Source organism: Buchnera aphidicola (Thelaxes suberi) (genome assembly GCF_964059005.1).
GTDB classification, from domain to species: Bacteria; Pseudomonadota; Gammaproteobacteria; order Enterobacterales; family Enterobacteriaceae; genus Buchnera_I; species Buchnera_I aphidicola_C.
Map to the genome: position 1 here is coordinate 281,400 of NZ_OZ060389.1, position 19,663 is coordinate 301,062.

A 19,663-nucleotide genomic window follows, 5' to 3' on the forward strand; every position below is an offset into this window, starting at 1 on the left:
TATAAATATTTTTTTGTTTAAGCTTTCTAAAACAAAAAAAAAGTAAAAATTTTACAGTTTTTCCATAAACTGTAAGTGAATGTATTTTATATTGGTGATAATAATATTTTATTTATTTTAATGTATTTTAATGATATATTAAATACTTCTTCAAAGCTCATATTAGTAGAATCTATCATTATAGCATCTTTTGCTGGTATCAAAGGAGATATAGATCTTTTAATATCTTGTATATCACGCTGATACATTTCTAATTTTAAGCTATTAAAATTAACTTGAATGCCTTTTTTTCTTAATTCACAAAATCTTCTTTGTGCCCTTACTATCAGATTTCCATCTAAAAATAATTTTAAATTTGCTTTCGGAAAAACTACAGTACCCATATCTCTTCCATTAGCAATTAATCCTGGTTTTTTTTTAAAAATTCTTTGTGTTGTTAGCAATTCCTTTCTTACTTTTGGAAAAATAGCTATTTTAGAAGAAACATATGATATTGTTTTTTCTGAAATGATATTAGGAACATTTTTTTTATATAATTTTATTAAATTATATTGATCTTCCATACACCAATAATATAAATCAAGCGAAAAAATTTTTAATAATTCATGTTCTAACATAGGAATATCATATTTCAGTGCAATTAAAGCAAAAGTTCGATAAAATATTCCAGAATCTAAGACAAACCAATGTAATTTTTTAGCAATTTGTTTAGATAAAACACTTTTTCCTACTCCGCATGGTCCATCTATAGTTATTACAGGAGTCAATGATTTCATCATTATTACCTGTTATTAAATTTTATATATAGTATCTAAGTTAGTATTTTTTATTATTTAATGTTGTATAGTAATGTTTTATATAAAAAATTATAATATATATATTTTATAAATAAAAATATTTTTAAAATTAATTTAGTATTAAAATTAATAAATTTTACTTAAAATAAAATAATTTTTATAAAAATTTATTTTATTTTAAATGTTAATTTAATAATAATGTGAAATAGAATCTAATTTTACAAAAAATTCAGGAAACGTTTTATTAACACAATTAGGATTTACAATTGTTATAGGTACTCCAGACAATGTAATTAAAGAAAAGCACATTGCAATACGATGATCATTGTATGTTTCGATAATAGCAGGATAAAAAATTTTAGGAGGTTGAATACTGATAAAATCCTTTCCTTCTTCGATTATTGCTCCTATTTTTCTCATTTCTGTTGCCATAGCTGTAATTCGATCTGATTCTTTAAGTCTCCAATTATATATATTTCTAATTGTAGTTTTTCCATTTGCAAATAATGCAACTATTGCTATAGTCATTGCGGCATCAGGAATATGGTTTAAATCTATATCTATTCCTGTTAATTTATTTTTAGTACATATAATACAATTTTTTCCCCATTTTATTATTGCTCCCATTTTTTGTAGAACATTAGCAAAATGAATATCTCCTTGTATGCTATTTTTATCTATTCCTTCAACACAAACAGTACCTCCTTTAATTGCAGCAGCAGCTAAAAAATAAGATGCAGAAGAAGCGTCTCCTTCGACAAAAAAATTATGAGGTGATATATATTGTTGATTTCCATTAATAAAAAAATTTTTATATTGATTATTAATAATTTTAACGCCAAAACTTTTTAATATATTAAGAGTAATATCTATATATGGTTGGGATACTAATTTTCCTTTAATATTAATTATAGTAACATTTTTCGCTAAAGGAGCAGCTATTAATAAAGCTGTCAAAAATTGACTAGATATAGTTCCATTAACTGTTATTTCCCCTCCTATATAACCACCATTAATAATAACAGGGGGGTAATTATTTTTTTCTTGATATTTAATTAAAGCACCTCCTTGACGCAAACTATCTACTAAATCTTTTATTGGCCTTTCTTTCATTCGATTATCGCCGGTTAATATTATTTGGCTAGTTTTTAATAATGATAAAACAGCTAATAAAGGGCGCATTGCAGTTCCAGCGTTGCCTAAAAATAAAGTTAATAAATTATTGTTTATATGGAAAATACCATTTATTCCAATAATATTACAAACAGTATTATTTTTGTTTAGTTGATAGTTTACTCCTAATAGCTTTAAAGCTTGCAACATATAACAGATATCATCACTTTTTAATAAATTTTGAATATTTGTTATTCCATTAGATAAAGATGCAATTAACAATACTCTGTTTGATATACTTTTAGATCCAGGAAGTAGAATGTTTCCTTGTATATATTGAATCGGTTTTAAAGTTATATTGATTGACATAATAAAGTTACTTCCATTTTTATAATAAAAATTTTTATATTTATCGGTGATCAATTTCAAACTGATACATAAAATCAACTAACTTTTTTACACCTTTTAAAGGCATAGCATTGTATAGAGAAGCTCTAAGTCCACCTATAAGATTATGCCCTTTCAATCCAAATAAATTATTTTCTTCAGCTTTTTTTAAAAATAAATTAGTTAAATTTTGTTTTTTTATAAAAAAAGGAATATTCATATTAGAACGATATTGTTTGTCTATATTATTATTATAAAAGTCTGTTTTATCAATAAAATCGTATAAATATAGTGCTTTTTTTTTATTTTTTTTCTCAATAGTTTTAATTCCACCTGATTCAATTAACCATTCCAGCATTAAACCAGCTACATACCATGAAAATGTTGCAGGAGTATTAAACATTGATTGAGTCATATATAATGTATTATAGTCTAAAATAGACGGAACTATATTTTTTCTATATTTTAAGAGTTCTTTATTAATAATTACCACAGTTAAACCAGGTATTCCTATATTTTTTTGCGCACTAGCATATATTAAATGATAATTTTGTATATTAATTTGTTGAGATAAAATTGTTGAAGAAAAATCTCCAATAATTATTTTATTTTTTTCAAATTGAGGTTCTTCAAAGATAGCGATACCTTCAATAGTTTCATTAGGACAATAATGAATATATTCAGAATGAGAATGAATTGGCCAATTTTGCATTGGAATTAAGCTTTTTTGTTCATCGATCTCTTGAGTTATATCAATAATATTAGGACTACAATATTTTTTAGCTTCTTCTGCAGCATAATAAGACCAAAAACCACTACAAAAGTAATCAGATTTATCATTTTTTTGAACTAAATTCATAGGAATTGCAGAAAATTGACCTCTTGCACCTCCATGGCAAAATATTATTTCGTAATTATTTGGAATAAATAGTAATTTTTTTAAATTATTTTTAGTTTCTTTAAAAAAAGAAAAAAAATATTCATTGCGGTGACTTAATTCTAAAACAGATATTCCTAAATTGTTCCAATTTAAAAAGTCTTTTTTTATTTGAACCATAACTTTTTTTGGAAGCATTGCAGGTCCTGCGCTAAAATTATATATATTGTTCATAATTGATACCAATTTAAGTTAAGGAAAAGAAATTATTTTTAATTAAAAAATAATTATTAATAATTTTATTACTTTATTGAATTTATTATTTTTATTCCGTGCATATATTTTTTCTGCAGAACTTTAGGTACAAGTACATCTCCATTAGCAGTTTGATTATTTTCCATAATAGCAGCTAAAACTCTTCCAATTGCTAAACCTGATCCATTTAAAGTATGAGGAAAGAATTTTTCTTTTTTTGTTGCAAATGATTTGATAATTTTTAGATTAATACGTCGTGACTGAAAATCATTTATATTAGAACAAGAAGATACTTCACGATACATATTTTGTGACGGAAACCATACCTCTAAATCATAAGTCTTAGTAGCAGCAAAACTTAAATCTTTTGAACATAATAGAATTTTTCTATATGGCAATTTTAATAGTTTTAATATCTTTTCTGCATGTAACGTTAATTCTTCTAATGCATTATTTGACTGTTCAGGATGCACAATTTGTACCAGTTCTACTTTATCAAATTGATGCATACGAATTAATCCTTTTGTATCTAACCCATATGAAGCACTTTCAGACCGAAAACATGAAGTTAAAGATGTTAATTTTATAGGTAAATCTGTACATAAAATTTTTTTTGATTGAAAAATATTTATTAATGGAACTTCAGATGTAGGTATTAAAAAATATTTATTATTTTTTTCATCTTCATTATAAAGTTGAAATAATTCTTTTTTAAATTTAGGTAATTGCCCTGTACCATAAAGACTTTTTTCATTCACGATATAAGGAACGTTAATTTCAGTATACCCATGAATTAATATATGAGTATCTAACATAAATTGACCTAATGCACGATGCAATAAAGCAATTTTGTTTGACATTACAACAAATCTTGAACCTGTTATTTGCGATCCAGACTTCCAATCTAAACCATCAACTAGATTACCTAAAATAACATGATCCTTTATTTTAAAATTAAAATTTTTAATATCTCCCCATTTAAATATTTCTATATTATCAATATGAGAAGTTCCTTTAGGAACTATTTTATCCGGAATATTAGGAATATTCATATAAAATTTTAATCTATTTTTTTTTATTTGAATCATTTTTTCTTTTATTAATAATAATTTTGTATTTATTGATATACTTTTATTACGTAAAAATAAAATCTTCTTTTTTTTCTTAATATATTTAGATATTAATTTATTTAAAATGTTCCTTTTGTGTTGTAAAAATTCTATTTTTATTTTTAAATTTTTATAATTATATTCTATTTGTTGTATTTTATGTATATCTAAAAAAAAACCTCTTAATGCTAATTTTTTTTTAAAAAAATTTAACTGGTTCATCATTAATTTAATATTTAACATATAATCCCGCATTTTTATATTTAGAGATATAAATATATTATCAAAGTATTATCTAGAAAAATATAATTTTTATTTTTTTGTAAATATTAAAAATATTAACACATTGAAATTAAAAATATTTAAATGAAAAAAATTAATAATAAACAAGACTTCTATATATTTACATTGATATGTTTTATAAATTTGTAATTTTAGTATAAAAGAACTATAGTTAATAGTTATTTACTTATTTTGTATAAGATATGAACTATTAGGATATAAAATGAAATATAAAAATAATATTAAACATAATACTGTTACAATTATTGGTTCTGGACCAGCTGGATATACTGCTTGTATATACGCTGCTAGAGCAAATTTAAAACCTGTTTTAATAACTGGGAAAAACATTGGAGGTCAATTAATTAATACTAATGAAATAGAAAATTGGCCAGGAGAAACAAAAAAAATAACAGGGATAGAATTAATGGATAGGATGAAAATACATGCAAAAAAATTTAAATCACATATTATTGAAGATGAGATAAAAGAAGTAAATTTTAATGTTACACCGTTTTTTTTACAAGGAGAAAAATGGCAATATTATAGTCAAACAGTAATTATTGCAACCGGAGCTTATCCTAGACATCTTGGATTAAATACTGAAAAACAATTTCAGGGTAAGGGTGTATCATATTGTGCTACATGTGATGGTTTTTTTTTTAAAAATCAGCATGTTGCTGTAATAGGTGGAGGTAATACTGCTATTGAAGAAGTTTTATATTTATCTAAAATAGTAAAAAAAGTTTATCTAATTCATAGAAGTAATAATTTTAAAGCAGAAAAAATTTTATTAAATCGTATGTATACACTTGAAAAAGAAAAAAAAGTCGAAATTTATAAAAATTATATTGTTAAAGAAATTATAGGAGATAATTTAGGAGTTAATGGAGTATTGATACAATCTAATTGTAACAGTCATACATATAAAAAAATATCATTATCAGGTATATTTGTAGCTATAGGATATGAACCAAATACTAGTTTATTTTATAATAAACTAATAATGGATAATGGTTATATTACTATAAAAAAAGGTAATCATAATTTTTTTACACAAACTAGTATTCCTGGAATATTTGCTGCAGGAGATGTAATTGATCATGTTTATAAACAAGCAATAACATCTGCAGCAAGCGGTTGTATGGCTGCTTTAGATGTAGATCGTTATATTAATAATACATAAATTAAATATATGATGATAAAAATGTATATTAAATACAATTTAAAAAATTTATTTTTTAATGATAATGCGCTATATATAAAAAAATAATTTTTTATATCAAAAATATTTTAAAAAAAAAGGAAAAATTTTTATGACAAAAGAAGAAAACATTGAAATGCAAGGAACTGTTATTGATACACTTCCTAATACTATGTTTCGAGTTGAATTAGAAAATGGACATAAAATTATAGCACATATTTCTGGTAAAATGAGAAAAAATTATATAAGAATTTTGACAGGAGATAAAGTAACAATTGAATTAACTCCATATGATTTAAATAAAGGAAGAATTATATTTCGAAGTCGTTAACAAAATATTTAAATATTTTAATAATAAAAATAAAAATAAAATAATTTATTTATTTTTAATAAAGTATTTAATTTTAAATATTTTTAAAAAAACATTTATTTTATGATAAATAAAATAAAATTTAATAAAATATTAAAGGATTTAAACAATAGTATGCGTACAGAGTATTGTGGTAACATTCGAATATGTCATGTAAATAAATTAGTCTATTTATGTGGATGGGTTGAACAATATCGTCAATTTAAAAATTTTATATTCATAGACTTAAAAGATAAAAAAGGAACAGTCCAAATATTTGTTGATATAAAAAAAGAAAATGTTTTTGTTATAGCAAAAAAATTACGTCATAATTTTTGCATTCAAGTATCAGGAATAGTCCAAAAAAGAAAAAATGAACCTAATTTAAAATTATTAACCGGTGAAGTAGAAATTTATGCACAAAGTATATCTATTTTTAGTTCTTCTAAACCATTACCAATATATTATTCTAATAACGAAAAAATTGAAGAAAAATATTCTAAATATAGATATTTAGAATTAATAAATGATAATTTATCTTATAATTTCAATATTCGAAGTAAAGCAATGTTTTGGTTACATCAATTCATGAAAAAAAATGATTTTTTAAATATTGAAACTCCTTTATTAACTAAATCTACTCCAGAAGGAGCTCGTGATTATTTAGTTCCTAGCCGTATTCATGTAGGAAAATTTTATGCTTTACCTCAATCTCCTCAAATATTTAAGCAATTATTAATGATTTCACATTTTGATCGATACTATCAAATTGCAAGATGTTTTCGAGATGAAGATTTACGATCAGATAGACAGCCAGAATTTACACAATTAGATATGGAATTGTCTTTTGTAAATGAAACTGCAATACGTCAATTAACAGAAAGAATGATAATTGAATTATGGTGGTATATCAAAAAAATTAAATTAGACGCTTTTCCAACTATTTCATTTAAAAATGCAATTAAAACTTATGGAACAGATAAACCTGATTTAAGAAATCCATTAAAATTAATTGATGTAAGTAATATTTTTATTTCGTTATTAGAAAAAAAACAATTAAAAAATAAACCAAAAAATAAAAATGTTATTACTGCCATTCAAGTTCATGACTATATTTCAATTAGTCATAAAAAAATAGAATCATATGCTAGATGGTTACAAAATAAAAATATTGATATTTTTTTTTATGTTCAAATAAAAAAAATATCAATTGATCATATACAATTCGCTACAAACCTCAAAGAAAAAATTTCTAAAAAAATGATACATGATTTAGTTATTACAAATAAATCTAAAGAAGGTAATATATTTTTTTGTAGTTATGGGGAAAAAAATACAGTTATTAATACTATGGGGATATTAAGAAATATTTTAGGAAAAGATTTTAATCTTATTAATATGTTAGAATATAAACCGTTATGGATAGTAGATTTTCCTTTATTTTTTAAAGATTCTAAAGAAAAAAATTATTCTAGTATGCATCATCCTTTTACTTCTCCTAAAGAATCTACGATTCAGCAAATTGAATCAAATCCATTAAAAATATTAAGTAGTGCGTTTGATTTGGTGATTAATGGATACGAAGTAGGAGGAGGTTCGTTAAGAATTCATGATGTTAAGATTCAAAAATTAATTTTAAAAATTATTGGAATAAATAAGGATAAACAAGAGAAACAATTCGGTTTCTTCTTAAAAGCATTAGAATATGCACCTCCTCCTCATGGTGGAATAGCATTTGGAATAGATCGTATTATTATGCTATTAACATCTAGTAAAACTATTAAAGATGTTATAGCTTTTCCAAAAACTACTAAAGCTATTTGTACTACAACTAATGCTCCTAATACAATTGATGATGTTACATTAAATAATTTATCTCTTCAAATCTTTAAATAAAATATTGAATCTATCAATTTTTATAATTAAATAGTATATATATTTATAAAAAAATTGTATTTTTTTATAAATATAATTCTTGAAATTGAATTTAATAAGGTAAGATATATGGCAGGTCATAGTAAATGGTCTAATACTAAACATAGGAAAAATATACAAGATACAAAACGCAGTAAAATATTTTGTAAATTAATAAAAGAATTAACTGCTGCTGTTAAGTTAGGAGGTAGCAATCCTTTATATAATTCACATTTAAAAGCCGCAATTACTAAATCGCTTAGTTATAATATGCCTAAATTAACAATTAAGAAAGTTATTACTAGATGTTCAAATAAAAAAAATAAAAAATAATTAAAATTTTTCTTTATTTAATTATTTTTATTAAAATAACTAATATAATATACAAATGATAAACATAAGACAATTACAGGAGTCATTAAAAAATTAAAATAATTTGAAATAATTACTCCAATCATAATTGAAAAAATACTAATTATTATAGATACATACACAGTTTCTTCGGGTGATTTGGTTAGATTAATCGCAGTAGAACTAGGTATTGTTAGTAAAGAACTAATTATTAATCCTCCTACTAATTTAATTGATACGCCTATTATAAAAGCAGCTACTAAAACTATTTTTAATCGCGTTTGTTTGACATTAATACCATATACTTTTGCTAATTTAGGATTAATAGACATAAATATAATATCGTTCCACCAATAATAAACCATTATTAAAAATAAAATCATAATTAAAAATAAAATTTCTATATCGGAAATAGTAACACTGTTAAAATTTCCAAAAAAATATTTTTCTACACTATCTTCATTAACATTATTATTATAATGCAAAAGAATCGCTCCAATAGAAAAAAAAGTGCTAGTCATAACATTAAGAATTGTATCTAATGATAATGAAGAATTATTTTCTAACCAAACAATAATATAACCTAACAATAATACTAAAATAGTAATAGAAATTAAAGAATTAATATTTAATATTAAGCTAAATGATAAACCTAATAATGACGTATGTACTAATGTATCTCCAAAAGAAGACATTTTCCGCCATACAATAAGTACCCCTAAAGGACCAGTAATACAAGATAATATAATTCCAGCCATCCAGCTCACAAAAGGTAAATTGTTCATTTTTTTTATTTTTATTATTTGAATTATTTATATTAGAGTTAATTTTTAAAATTTATGATAATGGTTATGATCATGATTATATAATGTTAATTCAGGATGAATAACATCTCTAAACATTTTATTGAATTCTGCATTTTTAGAGATCACTTTTGGAGTTCCAAAACAACAAATATGATTATTTAAACAAATTACTCGATCTGTTTTTGACATTACTAAATTTATATCATGAGAAACAATAAGTACAGTACATTTCAATTCGTTTTTAATTATACGAATCAAATTATATAAATAAATTTGACCAGCAAGATCGATTCCTTGTGTTAATTCATCTAAAATTAAGAAATCTGGAGAAATAATCAATGCTTTAGCTAATAGTACTTTTTGCATTTCTCCTCCTGATAAAGTAGTCATTTGTTTTTCTTTTAAATGTAATATATTTATTCTATTTAAAATATGGTTTACAATTTTATTAGACATATTTTTAGATAAAAATAAAAAACGATTAACTGTAATTTTAAAATAGTTGTCAATGAAAAATTTTTGAGGTACGTATCCTATACGAATATTTTTTTTTAAAAAAATAACTCCTTTTTGTGGTTTAATCAATCCTAAAATAACTTCAACTAAAGTTGATTTTCCAGCTCCATTAGGACCGATTAAAGTTACAATTTCATTTTTAAATAATTGAATAGAAATATTAGTTAAAATAGTTTTGTTTGATATTTTAACAAAAACATTTTTTAATCGAACAATAGATTTCATAATAGTGAATACTTTTTTGAATAAAAAAATTATAATTTATATATAAAATGTGTATATTAAATTCTTTGAATAATAAAATTATTTTTGTTGCATAAATAAAAATATTTTTTATAAAAATAAAACGACTAAATTATATTAATTTTTGATAAAATGGTTTTTTCTAATTTAATTTTATTGAAATTAATAATTTTAATACAAATAAAAAACGTATTATTAATAATTTATATTATTAATAATACTAAATATATAACAACTAATTTTAAATATTTAATAATTAATTTAATAAACATTAAAATTTATATTTTTATAAAAAATGCAAATTTTTTGTTTCAAAATAACATAATAAATAATTAAAGTAAAAAAATATTTTTATTAAAATAAAATATTTATTTTATTTGTAATATACGACTAGAATTTGTTTTTCCTTGAGTTCCCATTATATCTCCCTGAGTAATAATCACTAAATCCCCCTTAGATAAAAAGTGTTTTAATAGTAATGTTTTAACTGCTTCCTGAGCTGCTTGCAATCCTGACAATTTTGTATTGAAATAAATAGGGGTAACACCTCGATATAAAGAAGATAGATTTAACGTTTTATAATTTTTTGATAATGCAAAAATAGGTAATCCAGAAGTAATGCGTGATGTTAATAAAGCAGTTCTCCCTGATTCTGTCATTGTTATAATAGCTTTTATACCTTTTAAATGATTTGCAGTATACATTGCAGACATTGCAACTGCTTCTTCTATTGTATTAAATATAATATCTAACCTATGTCTTGAAACATTTATGCTCGGCATTTTTTCAGCCCCAATACAAACTTTTTTCATTGATGAAACAGTTTCTAATGGAAATTTACCTGTAGCAGTTTCAGATGATAACATTACTGCATCAGTGCCATCTAATACAGCATTAGCTACATCCATTACTTCAGCTCTTGTTGGAAATGGATTAAAGTTCATAGATTCCATCATTTGAGTAGCCGTAATAACAATCCGATTTAACTGTCTTGCTTTTCTAATTAGTTTTTTTTGCATACCTACTAATTCTGGATCACCTATTTCTACGCCTAAATCTCCTCTTGCCACCATAATTCCATCGGAAGATAAAATAATTTTTTCCATAATAACATCGTTATAAACTGCTTCTGCTCGTTCTATTTTTGCAATAATTTTTGCATTACTATTCGATTCTTTAATTAATTTTTTTGCATAATCGATATCTTTATGAGATCTCGGAAAAGATATTGCTAAGTAATCTAAATCCATATTAGATGCTAATTTAATATCTTGTTTATCTTTTTCAGTAATAGCTTTAGCAGACAATCCTCCTCCTAATTTATTTATACCTTTGTTGTTAGATAACCATCCTCCAATTAAGACTTCAGTAATAATTTTTAATTCTTTTGTTACTTCATTTACTTTTAATTGAATTCTTCCGTCATCTAACAAGATGATATCATGATTTTTCACATCTTGAGGTAATTTTTGATAATCAACTCCGACTACATTAATGTTTCCGTTGTCAGGATCATGGTTGATATCTAAAATAAAAATATCATTTTTTTTTAGAAAAATTGATGAATTTTCAAATTTAGTTATACGAATTTTAGGTCCTTGTAAATCTCCTAGTAATCCAATATGCACTCCTAATTTTTCTCTTAATATTTTAATTTTTTGTATTCTTTCTTTATGTTCCTTTATTGTCCCATGTGAAAAATTTAATCGAAATACATTTACTCCTAATTGAATCATTTTTTCTAATATATAATTATCATCTGTAGATGGACCTAAAGTTGCAACAATTTTTGTTCTTCGATAGCGTTTTTCCATATTTTTATTCCAAAAAAAAAGTTAATTAGAATTTAATTTTTTAATTTTAATAATAAAGAAATTATTTTTTATAAATTTTATTCATATTTTAATTTTTTTTTAATATAAAATAAAAAATATATTTTAATAAAAAATAGTATTTATTATAATTTTAATTGTTTTATTATAACACTTTATATATATGAAAATTGAAAATATTTTTATATAAGTAATTGCAACCATATAATTAAAATTTTTTATTAATAAAATAATTTTATTATTTATTATTATTTTAAATAAATGTTCATTTTTTACCAAATGTTTTATTTAAATAAGTTTTTATTACTAATTAAATAAAATTTAGTTGTTTTTTTATAACATTCTATCGTAAAAAATAATTATACTATTTGACTTATTATTATAAATGTTTAAAATACATACCAATTAAGAGAAAAATATATGAAAATTAAAAAATCAGTTACATGTTGTCTAATTATTTTTGGTGCTAAAGGAGATCTTACTCGAAGAAAACTATTACCAGCATTATATAATTTAGAAAAAATTGGGCAATTAAATAAAAATTTCCGAATTATTAGTGTTGGTCGTGCATCGTGGAATAATCAAGACTATTTAAAAATAGTAAAAAAATCATTAGTAAATTTTTTAAATAGTGAGATAGATATAAATATATGGAAGAAACTAAAAATAAGATTTAATTTTTGTAATTTAGATGTAAATAAAATTTATGATTTTGTAAATTTAAAAACTTTTTTGACAAATTCTGATGAATTAATTATTAATTATTTTGCTACTCCATCGAGTCTTTTTGAATCAATTTGTAGAGGATTAGCATATATATCATTAAACTCTGATAATTCTAAAATTGTTATAGAAAAACCAATAGGAAATTCATTAATAACTTCTAAATTAATTAATAACAATATAGGAAAATATTTTAAAGAGCATCAAATTTTTAGAATCGATCATTATTTAGGAAAAGAAACAATATTAAATCTTTTATCATTACGGTTCGCTAATAGCATTTTTTGTAATATTTGGAATAAAAACTATATAGACAATATTCAAATTACTTTGTCTGAAGAAGTGGGTATAGAAGGAAGATGGAATTATTTTAATCAAACTGGTCAGATTCGTGATATGATTCAAAATCATTTACTGCAAATTTTAACTATTATTACTATGGAAAATCCTAATAATTTAGAATCGAATAGTATTCGTAATGAAAAAATAAAGATTTTAAAATCTTTAAGATTTCTCAATAAAAAAAATATTAATAATAATATTATATTAGGGCAATATGGTACAGGTTTATTAAAGGGAAAAAAAATTCCTGCTTATAGAGAAGAAGATGTGTCAATATCATCTAGTAATATAGAAACTTTTGCAGCGATGAAGATATTTATTGATAATGAATCATGGAAGAATGTTCCTTTTTATATACGTACAGGTAAGCGTTTAAATAAAAAATATTCAAAAATAGTAATAGTATTTAAAAAATCAATAAATCATTTAAATTTTGATGATTTTCATCATGTTATTAATAATAAATTAATTATTCATTTAGAACCTAACGAAGGATGGGATTTAGAAATATTTAATAAAATACCTAATATAGGTAGTCAATACGAATTAAAAAGATGCAAATTAAGTTTGTCTTATAATCATGAATTTAGTAATTACAATATAATTGATGCATATACACGTTTATTATCAGAATGTATTCAAGATAATCAATCATTATTTGTTTGTAGAGATGAGATTGAACAATCATGGAAGTGGATTGATACTATTATTAATTTATGCAAGGAACAAAATGTTCCAATACACCAATATCAACCAGGTAGTTATGGCCCAATAGAATCAAAAAATTTGTTATTACAAGACAACAGAAATTGGATTTAGTTTTTAATGATATAGTAATTATTATACATAAATAAGATATATATTTTTATTTTTAAAATACTTTAAATCTGATTTAATTTAATTTTTATTAATCACATTTATGCTTTTAATACATTAGTACAGGATTTATATATGTTAAGAACTCTTTTATTCTCATTAACTAATATTTCAATTGTATTTATGCTAGGTGTAATATTAACTATTACTGGAATAAAATCACAAAGTTTATATGGGATATTAATTTATGCATTAATATTTGGATTTTTCAGTTCTATAATATCATTATTTATATCTAAATGGGTTGCTATGCATTCAGTAAATGCGCAAATTATTCAACCTCAAAGGAGTGCAATAGAAGAATGGCTATTAGAAACTGTACGTAAACAATCTAAAAAAGCAAAAATTAATCTTCCAGAAATAGCTATTTACTCATCCTTAGATATGAATGCTTTTGCAACTGGAGCAACAAAAAATTCTTCTTTAATTGCTGTTTCAACAGGTTTAATTAAAAATATGTCAAAAAATGAAATTGAAGCAGTATTAGCTCATGAAATTAGTCATATTTCTAATGGTGATATGGTAACTATGACTATGTTACAAGGGGTTATTAATACTTTTGTCATTTTTGTATCTAAATTAATAGCTCAATTTGTTAGTAAAATATTTTCTTCTAATAATAATGAAGAAGAAAATAATTTTTTTTCCATAGATCATATTCATAATTTTATTTATTCAATTTTATCTATGATTTTAGAGTTAACATTAGGTTTAATAGCAAGTATGATTATTTTATGGTTTTCAAGAAAAAGAGAATTTTGTGCTGACAAAGATGCTATTTACTTATCAAGTAAAGATAACATGATTGCTGCTTTAGAAAAATTAAAAAAAAGTCATGAAATAGAAATAAGTAGTGCTATGTCTGCTTTTTGTATTAACAATAAACAAAATAATAATTTTTTTTCTTCAAAACTTTTTATGAGTCATCCTTCTCTTTCTGAGCGTATTCAAGCTTTAAAAGAGTTATTATAAAAAATTTTTATATAAACTAATTTTTATTATGGGGTTTGTAATATTCTTGTATATTTAATACACATAATGTTGTATATACCAAAATATTTACATGCTTATATCGATTTAAAATTTTTAATTTTAAATTAGGATTTTTATTAAAATAATTATTTTTTAATAAAAAATTTTACTTGTAAAAATTAAAAATTCGATATAAAGTTATGATAACTGAATATTTTTATATTGAAACAACATACACTAACAAATTCAGCCCTATTTTTAACGGAGTTTCTAATGGCTTTTTTTTTAGACCCGTCGTTTTGGGTTGGGCTATTAACACTAGTATTATTAGAAATTATTTTAGGATTAGACAATTTACTATTTATAGCGATTTTAGTAGCAAAATTACCTCCAACACAACGCGATAAAGCTCGCATTTTAGGGTTAATATCAGCTCTTTGTATGCGATTAGTATTGTTATTTACATTTTCACATTTATTGAAAATGCAAACTATAGTCATAAAAAATTATTTTTTTTCTATTTCTTCGCGAAGTTTGATTCTTTTAGTAGGAGGGATATTCTTACTATTTAAAGCTACAATGGAATTACATGAGCGAATAGGAGCAAAAGAAAAAAATCCTGCATCAAAAAAAAAAAATTATGCTAGCTTTTGGATAGTAGTACTACAAATAATAATATTAGATGCAATTTTTTCTCTTGATTCAATCATTACAGCATTAGGTATGGTTAACAAATTATTTGTAATGATAGCTTCTATTATTATCGCTACATCTATTATGTTATTAATTTCTAAAGAATTGACTAAATTTATTAATTTACATCAAACTGTTGTTGTATTATGTTTAAGTTTTTTATTAATAGTAGGGTTAAGCTTAATAGCAGAATCTTTTGGATTTTTTATTCCTAAAGAATATTTGTATGCAGCTGTTACTTTTTCTATCTTCATTGAATTTATTAATCAAATGTCTCATCGTAATTTAATGAAACATCAAAATCGCATACCGTTAAGAGAAAGAACTGCAAGTATGGTTCTTAGATTTATATCTAGACAATCTAAATTTAGACCAAATTTAAAGAAAAAAAATAATCAATATATATTATTAGAAAAACCAGATGCTGCATTAGACGCTTTTCAAGATGAAGAAAAATATATGATAACTGCAGTATTAACTTTATCAGGAAGATCTATTCGAAGTATGATGACCCCAAGAGGTGATATATCATGGGTAAACGCAAATCATTCTAATACAGAAATTAAATCTCAATTATTAAAAAGTCCACATAGTTTATTCCCTGTATGTCAGGGTGAATTAGATGAAATAATTGGTGTTGTCAGAGCAAAGGAACTATTAGTAACAATAGAAGAGAATAATGATATTGTAGAATTTGCAAAAAAAATACCTCCTATTATTATTCCTGATACAATAGATCCTATTAATTTACTAAATTTATTACGTACAGCAAGAGGTAATTTTGTAATTGTTACTAATGAATTTGGGATAGTTCAAGGATTAGTTACGCCTTTAGATATATTAGAAGCTATAGCAGGTGAATTTCCTGATGCTGACGAAACTCCAGATATTATATTTGAAGGTAATAATAGTTGGTTGGTTAAGGGATCTACAGATTTACATTCTTTAGAACAACATTTAAAGAATGATTTATTTCTTAATAAAAACAAAATTTTTACATCACTTGCTGGTTTATTAATAGCTCAAAAAGGTCGGTTACCAGTAACCGGAGAAGTAATTCATATTTCTCCTTTTTCTTTTCATATTATTGCAGCAACAACATATCGTATTAATTTAGTACGAATCATAAAAAATAATTTTTAAAAAAATAATTATTTTGTTTAATCAAATAGAATCTTGTTTGAATTATAAAATTTAATTAATTTCATGAGATATAACTTAATTTGAAAAGTAAAATCAAAATTCTTACAATAGATGCTTCTTTTGAAGAATGTTCAGTTGCATTATTTAATTGTGGAATATATCAACAAATTAATCAAATATGTATAAAAAATCATACTAAAATTTTAATTCCTATGATTGATACTATTTTAAAAAACAATACAGTTACAGTAAATCAATTAAATTTAATTGCTTTTTCAAGAGGACCTGGAAATTTTTCCAGTATAAGAATTGTAAATAGCATTGTTCAAGGGTTATCCATAGCTTATGATATTCCTATATTAGGAGTATCAACATTAAAAATTATAGCAGAACATTATTGGAAAAAAAAAAATCAAACAGTAAGAAAATTTATTGTTTGCATGCACGCAAATTCTACAACAGCTTATTTAGGAAAATATATTCGATCAGAATCAAATGTATGGAACACATGTTATTCCGATCGATTAATAAAAAAATGTGATATTAAATCAATTATTATCAATAATAACGCAAATTTTTTTTATATCGGAAATGTATGGAGTAATAATTTTTCTGACATACATTCCATGAATAAAGAAGTATATACAATTAAACCTTATGCAATTGACATTATTCCAATTGCATTATTATATTTTCAAAATAATATAACATCATTGATGTCAAAAAATATATTCCCTAATTATATAAATAATTTCATTTAAAATATTTTATTATTAATGATTACATTATTCTGGTAATACTATATTTAATTCTAATATAAAAATATCTTTATTTTTTTTATCAAATTGTATTTTTACCATATTGGAATCAATTTTTACATACTTACATATCACTTTCATTATTTCATGTTTTAATTGAGGAAGGTATTTTGGTTCAATATTATTTTTTCTATTTTCTGCGACAATAATTTGTAATCTTTTTTTAGCTATACTTGCAGCTGTAGTTTTTTTTCTTGATATAAAAAAATCTAACAATGACATAAATTATCCTCCAAATAATCGCCTTAAAAAACTTTTTTTTTCTTCTTTAATAAATCTAAGAGGGCAATTTTTTCCCAATAATCTATTAACAGTATCAGAATAAGCTTGCCCTGATTGAGATGTCTTGTCTAAAATTATAGGTATACCCTGATTGGAAGATTTTAAAATAAAATTATCTTCTGGAATTACTCCGATTATTGGAGTATGTAAAATATCTGATACATCTTCTATACTTAACATTTCTCCTTTTGCTACTCTAGTAGGATTATATCTTGTTATTAGAATATTTTCTTTAACTGGTAATTCATTATTTTTTGCACGCTTTGTTTTAGAAGAAAGCATTCCTAATATTCGATCTGAATCACGTACAGAAGAAACTTCAGGATTAGTAGTAATAATTGCTTCATCTGCAAAATAAATAGCTGATAATGCTCCATTTTCAATTCCTGCCGGAGAATCACATATTATAAATTCAAAACCTTTATCTAATAATTCTTGTAATACAAAATATACTCCAGACTGTGTTAAAGATTCTTTATCTCGAGTCTGAGATGCTGGTAATATAAATAAATTTTCTGTTCTTTTATCCTTAATCAATGCTTGATTTAAAGTAGCTTCTTTTTGTATAACATTGACAAAATCATATACTACTCTACGTTCACACCCCATTATTAAATCTAAATTACGCAAACCTATATCAAAATCAATTACAACTGTCTTTTTTCCCTTTAAAGCTAGACCTGTTGCAATAGATGCGCTAGAAGTTGTTTTTCCTACTCCTCCTTTACCTGAAGTAATCACTATAATACGAGATGAATCCATAAACTGTTCCTCTTACTTATGCATCTATTTTAATGAAGTTTCGCAATATTTAATATTTTACTATTTAAAAAAAAACGAACACCTTTACCAATTAATTCTAATGGTATTTTATCCATTAACCAATATTCTCCGGCAATAGAAACTAATTCTGCGAAAATTTTTGTACAAAAAATTTGACAGTTTTGATTTCCGTCAGCTCCTGCTAATACTCTACCTCTCAACGCCCCATATATATGAACATTGCCATTAGAAACAATTTCAGCGCCAGCACTAACATTATTTATAATAACTAAATCAGAATCAGGGGCATAAATTTTTTGACCTGATCGTATTGGAGTATTAATGATGCATTGTTTTTTTTTTATTTTAATATTATCGGTTGTGTTGTTTAAATGATAGAAATCAGTTTTTTTTTTTTCGTTATAAAATGAAAAAAAATTATTTTGATAATATTTTTTTAATTTATTTATTTCAGAAAATATCGGAATTCCTGAATTGATAATTTTTTTTGTTAAATTATCGTCAGTAGAACCTAAAAATCCTATTATTTTTAACTGAAACGATTGAAGTATTTTTTTTATTTTTAGCCAATTCACTGTATGAGATAAATAATTTACATTCAATACAACAGCAGAAGAATTAAAGAAATATGGAAATTTTTTAATTTTCTTCTTTAATTCTATATTTACTAATTCGGTATTTTCACTGTATATACACAATACTAACAAAGTAAAATTTTGTCCTTTAAATTCAATAATTTTATTATTCATAATTTATTAACTCAAAAATTTTTAAAAATATTTAAATTTAATTTTTAAAATATTAAATATATTGTACAGGAATATTTTTTATTAATAAAAATAATTATTTTTAAAATAATTCATTTTTATTACAATTGATATATTATTATTAAATAATATTATTATAAATTTTTTATTATTAAATTATAAACTTTTTTTATGAATTGTTAAATCTGCTATTATATGATTATTTAATAAAAAAGATAAGGGTAAGTGC

18 protein-coding genes are annotated in these 19,663 nt (G+C 23.0%); 8 read left to right on the plus strand and 10 right to left on the minus strand.

What is annotated here, in order from left to right; translation table 11 throughout:
* Positions 1-86: 86 nt before the first annotated feature.
* From cmk to serS, 4 genes are all read right to left on the minus strand, one after another.
* The gene (cmk, locus tag AB4W61_RS01240) at positions 87-776 is read right to left on the minus strand and encodes a (d)CMP kinase (RefSeq protein WP_367678719.1); all 690 of its coding nucleotides are present in this window, start codon (positions 774-776) and stop codon (positions 87-89) included.
* 210 nt (positions 777-986) lie between these two features.
* Positions 987-2,279: a 3-phosphoshikimate 1-carboxyvinyltransferase gene (gene aroA, locus AB4W61_RS01245; protein WP_367678720.1), complete on the minus strand. Its 1,293-nt coding sequence runs from the start codon at positions 2,277-2,279 to the stop codon at positions 987-989.
* Positions 2,280-2,319: 40 nt separating this feature from the next.
* Positions 2,320-3,408, minus strand: coding sequence for a 3-phosphoserine/phosphohydroxythreonine transaminase (gene serC, locus AB4W61_RS01250; protein WP_367678721.1), 1,089 nt, complete (start codon positions 3,406-3,408; stop codon positions 2,320-2,322).
* A 68-nt stretch (positions 3,409-3,476) separates the two neighbouring features.
* Entirely contained in the window at positions 3,477-4,781 is a 1,305-nt protein-coding gene (serS, locus tag AB4W61_RS01255) for a serine--tRNA ligase (protein WP_367678722.1), read from the minus strand.
* A gap of 262 nt (positions 4,782-5,043) precedes the next feature.
* Here serS and trxB point away from each other — a divergent pair, with 262 nt between their 5' ends.
* From trxB to AB4W61_RS01275, 4 genes are all read left to right on the plus strand, one after another.
* Complete coding sequence (trxB, locus tag AB4W61_RS01260) at positions 5,044-6,006, plus strand: thioredoxin-disulfide reductase (protein ID WP_367678723.1); 963 nt, start codon at positions 5,044-5,046, stop codon at positions 6,004-6,006.
* A 130-nt stretch (positions 6,007-6,136) separates the two neighbouring features.
* Positions 6,137-6,355, plus strand: coding sequence for a translation initiation factor IF-1 (infA, locus tag AB4W61_RS01265; protein WP_367678724.1), 219 nt, complete (start codon positions 6,137-6,139; stop codon positions 6,353-6,355).
* 153 nt (positions 6,356-6,508) lie between these two features.
* The gene (gene aspS, locus AB4W61_RS01270; RefSeq protein ID WP_367678725.1) at positions 6,509-8,269 is read left to right on the plus strand and encodes an aspartate--tRNA ligase; all 1,761 of its coding nucleotides are present in this window, start codon (positions 6,509-6,511) and stop codon (positions 8,267-8,269) included.
* A 108-nt stretch (positions 8,270-8,377) separates the two neighbouring features.
* Positions 8,378-8,620 (plus strand): hypothetical protein, encoded by a 243-nt coding sequence (locus AB4W61_RS01275; protein WP_367678726.1) that lies wholly within the window; start codon positions 8,378-8,380, stop codon positions 8,618-8,620.
* Positions 8,621-8,637: 17 nt separating this feature from the next.
* Here AB4W61_RS01275 and AB4W61_RS01280 read toward each other — a convergent pair whose 3' ends face one another.
* The 3 genes from AB4W61_RS01280 to pyk all read right to left on the minus strand — a co-directional run bounded on the left by AB4W61_RS01280 (position 8,638) and on the right by pyk (position 12,017).
* A complete protein-coding gene (locus AB4W61_RS01280; protein WP_367678727.1) occupies positions 8,638-9,423 on the minus strand; it encodes an iron chelate uptake ABC transporter family permease subunit in 786 nt (261 codons plus the stop codon).
* A 45-nt stretch (positions 9,424-9,468) separates the two neighbouring features.
* Positions 9,469-10,185, minus strand: coding sequence for an ATP-binding cassette domain-containing protein (locus AB4W61_RS01285; protein WP_367678728.1), 717 nt, complete (start codon positions 10,183-10,185; stop codon positions 9,469-9,471).
* A gap of 386 nt (positions 10,186-10,571) precedes the next feature.
* Positions 10,572-12,017 carry a pyruvate kinase gene (gene pyk, locus AB4W61_RS01290; protein WP_367678729.1) on the minus strand — a complete coding sequence of 482 codons (1,446 nt, stop codon included), beginning with the start codon at positions 12,015-12,017 and terminating at the stop codon, positions 10,572-10,574.
* Between the two features lie 438 nt (positions 12,018-12,455).
* Here pyk and zwf point away from each other — a divergent pair, with 438 nt between their 5' ends.
* The 4 genes from zwf (at position 12,456) to tsaB (ending at position 17,545) form a co-directional block, all read left to right on the plus strand.
* Positions 12,456-13,919 (plus strand): glucose-6-phosphate dehydrogenase, encoded by a 1,464-nt coding sequence (gene zwf, locus AB4W61_RS01295; RefSeq protein WP_367678730.1) that lies wholly within the window; start codon positions 12,456-12,458, stop codon positions 13,917-13,919.
* A gap of 132 nt (positions 13,920-14,051) precedes the next feature.
* The gene (gene htpX, locus AB4W61_RS01300) at positions 14,052-14,948 is read left to right on the plus strand and encodes a protease HtpX (RefSeq protein WP_367678731.1); all 897 of its coding nucleotides are present in this window, start codon (positions 14,052-14,054) and stop codon (positions 14,946-14,948) included.
* Positions 14,949-15,221: 273 nt separating this feature from the next.
* Positions 15,222-16,784, plus strand: coding sequence for a TerC family protein (locus AB4W61_RS01305; protein WP_367678732.1), 1,563 nt, complete (start codon positions 15,222-15,224; stop codon positions 16,782-16,784).
* An 80-nt stretch (positions 16,785-16,864) separates the two neighbouring features.
* A complete protein-coding gene (tsaB, locus tag AB4W61_RS01310) occupies positions 16,865-17,545 on the plus strand; it encodes a tRNA (adenosine(37)-N6)-threonylcarbamoyltransferase complex dimerization subunit type 1 TsaB (protein WP_367678733.1) in 681 nt (226 codons plus the stop codon).
* 24 nt (positions 17,546-17,569) lie between these two features.
* Here tsaB and minE read toward each other — a convergent pair whose 3' ends face one another.
* From minE to minC, 3 genes are read right to left on the minus strand one after another with little or no spacing between them, the layout of a single operon-like run.
* Positions 17,570-17,824, minus strand: coding sequence for a cell division topological specificity factor MinE (gene minE, locus AB4W61_RS01315; RefSeq protein ID WP_367678734.1), 255 nt, complete (start codon positions 17,822-17,824; stop codon positions 17,570-17,572).
* Positions 17,825-17,827: 3 nt separating this feature from the next.
* Entirely contained in the window at positions 17,828-18,646 is an 819-nt protein-coding gene (minD, locus tag AB4W61_RS01320) for a septum site-determining protein MinD (RefSeq protein ID WP_367678735.1), read from the minus strand.
* A gap of 29 nt (positions 18,647-18,675) precedes the next feature.
* The gene (minC, locus tag AB4W61_RS01325) at positions 18,676-19,416 is read right to left on the minus strand and encodes a septum site-determining protein MinC (RefSeq protein WP_367678736.1); all 741 of its coding nucleotides are present in this window, start codon (positions 19,414-19,416) and stop codon (positions 18,676-18,678) included.
* Positions 19,417-19,663 lie beyond the last annotated feature (247 nt).